Source organism: Pseudomonas juntendi (genome assembly GCF_009932375.1).
Lineage (GTDB): Bacteria > Pseudomonadota > Gammaproteobacteria > Pseudomonadales > Pseudomonadaceae > Aquipseudomonas > Aquipseudomonas juntendi.
Window position 1 is genome coordinate 40,530 of record NZ_BLJG01000123.1, and the last position, 7,117, is coordinate 47,646.

At 58.6% G+C, this 7,117-nt stretch carries 5 protein-coding genes; 1 reads left to right on the forward strand and 4 read right to left on the reverse strand.

Annotation, left to right across the window (positions count from 1 at the left end; translation table 11 throughout):
• Nucleotides 1-38: 38 nt before the first annotated feature.
• Nucleotides 39-866 carry a DUF932 domain-containing protein gene (locus tag GYA94_RS17235; protein WP_003092327.1) on the reverse strand — a complete coding sequence of 276 codons (828 nt, stop codon included), beginning with the start codon at nt 864-866 and terminating at the stop codon, nt 39-41.
• A 392-nt stretch (nt 867-1,258) separates the two neighbouring features.
• On the opposite strand from GYA94_RS17235, the gene GYA94_RS17240 reads away from it, so the two are divergent.
• Nucleotides 1,259-3,715 (forward strand): ATP-binding protein, encoded by a 2,457-nt coding sequence (locus GYA94_RS17240; RefSeq protein ID WP_016487840.1) that lies wholly within the window; start codon nt 1,259-1,261, stop codon nt 3,713-3,715.
• 66 nt (nt 3,716-3,781) lie between these two features.
• Here the strand turns inward: GYA94_RS17240 and radC are convergent, their stop codons facing one another.
• The 3 genes from radC to GYA94_RS17255 form a co-directional block, all read right to left on the reverse strand.
• Complete coding sequence (gene radC / locus GYA94_RS17245) at nt 3,782-4,291, reverse strand: RadC family protein (RefSeq protein ID WP_016487841.1); 510 nt, start codon at nt 4,289-4,291, stop codon at nt 3,782-3,784.
• A 351-nt stretch (nt 4,292-4,642) separates the two neighbouring features.
• Nucleotides 4,643-5,707, reverse strand: coding sequence for a PDDEXK nuclease domain-containing protein (locus GYA94_RS17250; RefSeq protein WP_016487843.1), 1,065 nt, complete (start codon nt 5,705-5,707; stop codon nt 4,643-4,645).
• On the reverse strand, nt 5,704-6,903 hold the full coding sequence (locus GYA94_RS17255; RefSeq protein WP_014603550.1) for a tyrosine-type recombinase/integrase: 1,200 nt from the start codon (nt 6,901-6,903) through the stop codon (nt 5,704-5,706). The genes GYA94_RS17250 and GYA94_RS17255 overlap by 4 nt, the downstream gene beginning before the upstream one ends.
• Nucleotides 6,904-7,117: the final 214 nt, after the last annotated feature.

The window sequence follows — 7,117 nt, forward strand, 5'->3', positions numbered from 1 at the left end:
GCGACAAGGGCTGCTGCCTGCCCCTGCCGCGTGGGGATTCAGGCTTTCAACTGGCGCATGCCATCGGCCAGCAGCCAGAGGGCGCGATTCAGTCGGATGTTTTGGTCGATGCCCTGCACCGGGCGGGTTTGCTGTCGGCGCCCGTTGGCGCTGCGGCCACGCAGCCCGCCTTGGGTCAGGTTTTCTTGGGTGCGGTTGAACACGCTCCACAGGTCGGGGCGGCGGTCGTCGAAGCGGCGCGGCATCAGGATTTGCGATTCCGTGATGGGCGCGGGCTTGTCGGGGTCGTCGTACTTGAGGGCGAGCGCGGCGCGGGCGAACACTTCGGATTCGCCATCGTCCAAGGTGATGCCGCGCATGGCATCGCGCGATTCCTTCACCCGATCGAAACCGCTCAAGACTTCGTAAGCGCCCTCAATGACCAGACCGGCCACGTCGCCTTTATGGGGCACTCGCACATCGGCCACGGTGTTGCCGCAAACAAGGCCATTGCTGCACACGAACCGGAACATTCCGGCCAGCATCTGATAGCTGCTGGTGCCGTCGTGCGAGTTCAGCAGCACGATTTCGTTGGCCTCCGCGCCGTTGATCTGGCTGGCATGGCGCAAGCGAATCATGTGTTTGGTGTGCTCGCGCTTGCCTTCGTCGCGCACGCGGGTTTGCGTCACCATGAAAGGCTGGAAGCCTTCTTTGCGAAGCTCGGTCAGCACGGCGGCGGTGGGGATATAGGCGTACCGCTGCGAACGGCTCTCGTGCGGGGCATCCGCGAAGATGGACGGGGCCACGCGGTGAATCTGGTCGTCGGACAGCGGGTAATCGCTGCGCAGCGAGGGGGAGCGGAAAGCGAAACGGGATGCGAGTTGCATGGTCTTTCTCCTGACAAAAGAGGTTTGCTGTTCACACCGCACACCGGATTTCTAGATTCGGAGCCCAGCCTTTCGGCTGTTTGGTGCGGTCGGCACGAGGAACCCGGTTGGCCCTGTTGCCACCGTCTTTCCTGAGTTCATCGCCCGCGGCCAAAGGAGCGCGCGGACGGGGGCCGTCAAGGAGCCAAGCGCAGGGTGGGTGCGGCCCGCAGGCGCAGCCGAGGACACGGCCCTGCGCGCCTTGACGGCACACGGGCGCGGGCTACGGTCGCGGGTAAGGTGATGAAGTCAGGGGAGACGGCTGGACAAGGCAACGGCCATCCCTTTGTGCTGACCGCACGCAAGCGAAGCGCGCAGGCCCGAAGCTGGAAGCCGGGCCGTAGGCGTCAGCGATGCGGAAGGCTGGCGAAGCCAGTCCCGCCAGGGATGAGCGACTAGCGAACCTGGAGCAGCGCGATCCGCGAAGCGGAGACGCAAGAGGACTCTTCGTTTACCATTTGTTTCGCAAGCTAATGATGGGAAAGCAAGAACACGGAGATCTAGAGATGATTGTCTGCATCAACCGCCTCAAACAGTTCGGAATCTTCAGCGACTTCAATGGAACGAAGATCCAAAAGTTCGGCCGGTACAACCTGGTCTATGGTTGGAATGGAACAGGCAAGTCAACGTTATCGAATCTATTCTCTTGCTTTGAGCTTCGCTCGATGGTTCCCCGCTTCAGCACGGGCCAATTTTCAGTAGTTCTGGAGGATGGCTCAACGATCACGGAATCCACACTCCACTCATCCCAATTGAATATTCATGTTTTCAATCAACGCTTCGTGCATGAGAACATTGATTGGGACAAATCCGTAAAGAGCATCCTTCTTATTGCGAAAGAGAAGATTGATGACTTGCAGAAGCTGGAGAAGCTGAAGAGCGAGCTTCAGTCGAAAAAGAAGGCTCACGACGACAAGCAAAGCGATATCAAGAAGCAGCGTGAGGCATTAGAGAAGTTCCTGACCAATGCTGCCAAGAAAATGAAGCTTGGACTTCAGGCGATTGATACGAGCGACAGTTATTACTTGAATTACGACCGCCGCAAGCTCTCCAACTTCATACAGAATAACGGCGAGACAATTATCAAGGCGGAGTCGGTTCTTCCAGATGAGAGGGTTATCGACCTTACGAATGCCGCCAAGCCAGATCAGCTTCCAAGCATTGCTTTCGCCTCAACGGCCATTGAGCCGGACTACTTTAAGAAAGCGGCGGGCCGCATCAGAGATTTGATTGGGACTACGGCGGTCAATCAAGCAATCCAGCGGCTTACCGATAACCCGGACATCCGCGAATGGGTTCAAGCAGGCTTGGAAATCCATAAAAACCACGACTCGCAATCCTGCGAGTTCTGCGGCTCTCCGTTCGCCCAGCTTCGTGCCGAGGCGCTTGCTGCCCACTTCAGCAAGGAGTTCACGGAGTTTCAGAGCCGACTTCAGAATGCGGCGACATGGATTGAATCTCAAGGCGCTCCAGCTAATCAGTTTCCCGCATCGACCGAGTTTTATAAAGAACTATCGGCCGAGGCAGAAAAGCTTCAAAAGGACTACGCAACTGCTGCTGAAAAGATCGACCAGCAAATGGACGCCTGGCGGGAAGCCCTGAAGGCCAAGATCACAGACCCTGGGAAGACAGACATTCAGATCTCGGATGTGGTTGAAGACGATGTCACCAATTTCAATGACATCCTGAAGTCGATTGTTGCTCTCGTTGGAAAGCACAACAATAAGACTTCAAATTTCAAATCTGAGACCTCAAAAAGCAAGGTGGCACTGGAGCTTCACTTTGCTGCGGCTGAGGTGCAAGAGTTTGACTATGCTGGAAGTGAGAAGAAGTGCAATGACCTTGAGTCAGAAGCAAAGAACGACCATAAGGAAATTGAAAAAATTAGTCTAGAGGTCGGAGCCATAGAAGCGGCGCTCTCGAATGAAACGGTCGGGGCAAAGGAGTTCAATGACATCCTGCATCGCTTCATTGGCCGCTCTGAGCTTTGCCTGAACTTCAATCAGAAGAAGAAAGGCTATGAGATCATCAGAAACGGGGTTGGTGAGCACGATGGGAATTTGAGCGAAGGTGAGAAGACTGCGATTGCATTTGTCTATTTCATCACGAAGCTCAAAGAAAATGGAAATAACATCAAGGATACGATCGTCGTCGTTGACGATCCGGTCTCAAGCTTTGATTCTAATCACTTGTTTCACGCCTACTCGTTTTTGAGAACGCAATGCACTGAAGCCAAGCAACTTTTTGTGCTGACTCACAACTTCACTTACTTTAAGCTAGTGAGAGACTGGTTCACTGGCACCAATAGGAATCGAGTCAAAAAAGGCAACGCCGAGAATTGCTTCTTTTATCGCCTGGATGCGCCACCTGGCTCCCCTCGTCACTCCCTACTTGTGGATGCCGACGACTCACTCAAGAACTACGGTTCCGAGTACCACTATATCTTCAAGAAGCTTTACGAATATAGGGCGCACACGACACTCAATCGAGATGAGGCGTTCTTGACCGCCAACCTCGCCCGAAAGCTTGTTGAATCGTTTTTTACCTTCAAATATCCAAGGCGGCGAAGCGACATTAGTCAATTGATGGAGGCTGGCCTAAAAGATTGCACCATCACGACACCAGAGCTTAAAGAAAAAATCTACCGCTTTATCAATAAGTATTCACATAGCGACGTTATTGAGATAACAGAGGAATCCGCAGAAAACTTGGCAGGCGAAAGCCACAGCGTCATCGGGAACATCTTCCAGTGGCTGGAAGAGGTGGACAAGAAACATTACGACGAGATGATTCAGGTTGCGACGGCCTGAGCATCAGGCCGCGAGGGCCATAGCTATGCCACCAGGCGCAGCAAAAAGGGGCCGAAGCCCCTTGGGCTAGATCAGCCCATGCTCGGCGAACGATGCCGTTTCGTTGCCCGCAACGATGATGTGATCGAGCACGCGCACGTCCACCAGACCCAACGCTTCCTTGAGCCGCTGGGTCAGCGCCCGGTCAGCCGCGCTCGGCTCGGGGTTTCCGCTCGGATGGTTGTGCGAAACGACGACCGCCGCCGCATTGAGCCGCAGCGCCTCCTTGACCACTTCGCGCGGATACACCGACGCACCGTCAATAGTGCCGTGGAACATCTCCCTGTATTCGATCAGACGATGGCGCGTATCCATGAACAGCACTACGAACACCTCATGCTCGAAGCTGGCCAACTTTGTACGCAAGTATTCCTTGACCGCCGCCGGCGAAGTGAACTCTGCTCCGCGCTGCATTTTCCGGTCAATGACCTGGCGCGCAGCTTCCAGAATGTCGTCGGCCGATGCCGGTAGATAGCGCCCGTGCGCGTCGCGCACCAGCAGACAGGAATCGAACGAGGGAAAGGACAGTTGCGACATGATCGTGCTCCGGTTGCTCGGGCGGAATTGCCCGGAACCGGCGGCAGCACGGCGCAGCGCAAGCAGTCAGGGGTCGCAGACGGCCGCCAGGACGCAAGCGCGCATGGCGCGCGCCGCCCTTGACGGCGAGAACGCCGTGATACGGTGAAGGGAACAGCAAGACCGCCCACACCCGCCCACTGCACAGAGTCGATTTTTGGCAAGCGGAGCGCGCAGGCCCGGATCAACGAGCCGGGACGGAGGCGTCAGTGATGGAAGCCCGACAGGGGCGAGACTCGCGCAGCGAAGCTCGATGCGCAGCACGACAGCGCGACGGCGGCACGCCGGGACGCCCGACTGCTTGGGACAGGACTACTCGTTGTCCGTCTTGCGCTGCTCGATTTGCAACTGCGCCCGTTGCGTTGCCTGTTGCAGCCGCTCCACCAGCACGCCCCTCGGCGGCAAGGCGGTCAGATACTCGGCAACGTGGATGCCGGACTTGTCCAGCTCCAGCAATTCGATCTGCTCGCGCTTCTTGCCGGTGCAAAGGATGATCCCGAGCGGCGAGGCTTCCTCCGGCTCCCGTTCGTGCTTGTCTAGCCACCGAAGGTAAAGCTCCATCTGCCCTTTGTAGGCCGCCTTGAAGTCACCTACCTTCAACTCCACCGCAACCAGCCGCCGCAGCTTGCGGTTGTAGAACAGAAGGTCAAGGTGGAAATCCTCGTCGTCGATCGGAATGCGCTTCTGCCGGGCGACGAATGAGAAGCCCGCGCCCAGCTCCAGCAGGAAGGACTCCATTTCACGGATGATCGCCGCTTCCAAGTCGCCTTCCTGCCAAGTGTCCCGCAGGCCCAGGAAGTCGAGGATGTACGGGTCGCGCATGACCAGGGCCGGCGACATGCGCTGCGCATCGCGCAGGGTCGCCAACTCCTGCGCTATGGTTTCTTCCGGCTTTTGGGAAAGCGCCGTGCGCTCGTACAGCATCGAGTCGATACGCTCGCGCAGCGTCCGCACGCTCCAGCGTTGGGTGCTGGCCATCTGTGCGTAGTAGTCCCGCTGGAGCGGGTCTTTCAGCGGCATCAGGGCGATGAAGTGCGTCCAGCTCAATTCTCGTATCAGTGATACGAGAATTCGCTCGTCGGGGAAGGTGGCGGCGAACTGCACCATGCGGCGCAAGTTCTGCTCTGCAAAGCTGCTGCCGTACTCCTCCACCAACTGCGCAGCCAAGGTGGGCAGAACTTCCTTGCCGTAGGCGCCCCGGCGCCTGTCCAAGACCTGCGTGTGGATGCGTTGGCCGATGCGCCAGTAGAGCATCGTAAGCTCGCTATTCACCGTCGAGGCGGCGCGCTTGCGCGCCGCCTCGATCAGTGCCCGAATGTCGCCCAGCAGCGCCGCGGGCGCTGCGAGCGATGCTGCTGATGGCCGGCGCCCGTTCATGCCACCGCCTCCGCAAGCTGCCGCGCGCCCGTGATGGCTTGGCGGCGGCTGGCCACCAGCTCGGCCGCCTCGCGCACCGGCTTGTCCTCGGTGTGGACGTAGTGCATGAACATCGCCACGGTCTTGTGGCCCGTCAGCTTCATTCCCACTTTGGTCGGCACACCGGAATTGGCAATGTCGGTGGTCGAGCGATGACGGATGCCGTGCGTGCCTACGTGCGGCACGCTGGCGGCCTTGAGCGTCCGGCACCAGCCGCCATAGTGCTCGCCAAAGGTCAGGTGCTTGGCCGGGTCGTTCGGCGACGGCAGGACGTAAGGGCAGCCTTCCAGACGCGGCGCCGTCGAAAGCAGCCGATAGGCTTCCTCGCTCATGGGCTTGGAAATGCCGCCAACCTTGCTGTCGGGCCACACCACGCGCCGGTTCTCGAAGTCCAGCCAGCTCCATTCGAGCGGGCAGATTTCGGAGCGCCGCGCCGCAAACTCGAATTGCAGCCGGATCGCCAACGGGATGACGTAGTTCTCCAGCCCCTCCGCCTCCAGTTTCTCCAACTGGCGGAAGATCCGCACCATTTCCTCGTCCACGATGAGCCGGGTTTCCTTGCCCGGCGGGTACATCGGGACGTGGCGGCACGGATTCGTACCGTCCGGGCGGAAGCCCCAGACTTCGGCCAAGTTGAACATCTTGCGCAGCACGCCGAAGGTCTTGTTGGCCTCGGTCGGCTTGTAGGCCAGCTTTTCCATGAGCCCCGCAATGTCGGGCCGCTTCACGTCATGCACCTTCTTGCGGCCCAGCAGCGGGATGATGTTGCGGTCGATGACGCCCTGGTAGCCGTCCTGCGTGCTGACCTTGTTGCGCTTCTTGGAGTAGTCCTCCATGAACTTTTTGCACAACTCGGCCATCGTGGGCGCCTTGCGCGCCTCGGCCTTGGCACCGCCGGGATCACCACCCCGGCGAACCTCGGCCAGCCAGTCCTGCGCTTTGACCCGCGCCTGTTCGACGGTTAGCTCCCCGTAGAGTCCCAGCGAGGGCTTGCGGGGCTGGCCAGAGTTCGTGCGGTACTGGAGCATGAACACCCGGCGTCCCGTCGGGGTAATCTTGCAAAGGAAGCCGGGCACGACGGTATCCCGTAGTTCGATGTCCTTCGCCTGGGGTTGCGCCGACTCTACGGCGGTCTTGGTGAGCTTGATCTTTGCCATGATGACTCCTTGGAACGACCCGGATTCCAGGAGCCAGATAGGAGCGGCGCGAGGGAGAACCGGGTCAAGTTTCAGAAAGCACCGGCATATGATGGACGCGCGTAAGCTATTGATAAACCTGTTGTATCGGGCTACGTCGCAGTCCAGCGAACTACCGGGCTGGAGTCATCGTGAAACAAAAAACCCGGCCGCAGCCTAATGCCAGTCAGTTAAG

Excerpts from the sequence above, each read along its gene's own strand:
- GYA94_RS17235 (WP_003092327.1), bottom strand. The coding sequence starts at position 866 with ATGCAACTCGCATCCCGTTTCGCTTTCCGCTCCCCCTCGCTGCGCAGC.
- GYA94_RS17240 (WP_016487840.1), top strand. The coding sequence starts at position 1,259 with ATGCGGAAGGCTGGCGAAGCCAGTCCCGCCAGGGATGAGCGACTAGCG.
- radC (WP_016487841.1), bottom strand. The coding sequence starts at position 4,291 with ATGTCGCAACTGTCCTTTCCCTCGTTCGATTCCTGTCTGCTGGTGCGC.
- GYA94_RS17250 (WP_016487843.1), bottom strand. The coding sequence starts at position 5,707 with ATGAACGGGCGCCGGCCATCAGCAGCATCGCTCGCAGCGCCCGCGGCG.
- GYA94_RS17255 (WP_014603550.1), bottom strand. The coding sequence starts at position 6,903 with ATGGCAAAGATCAAGCTCACCAAGACCGCCGTAGAGTCGGCGCAACCC.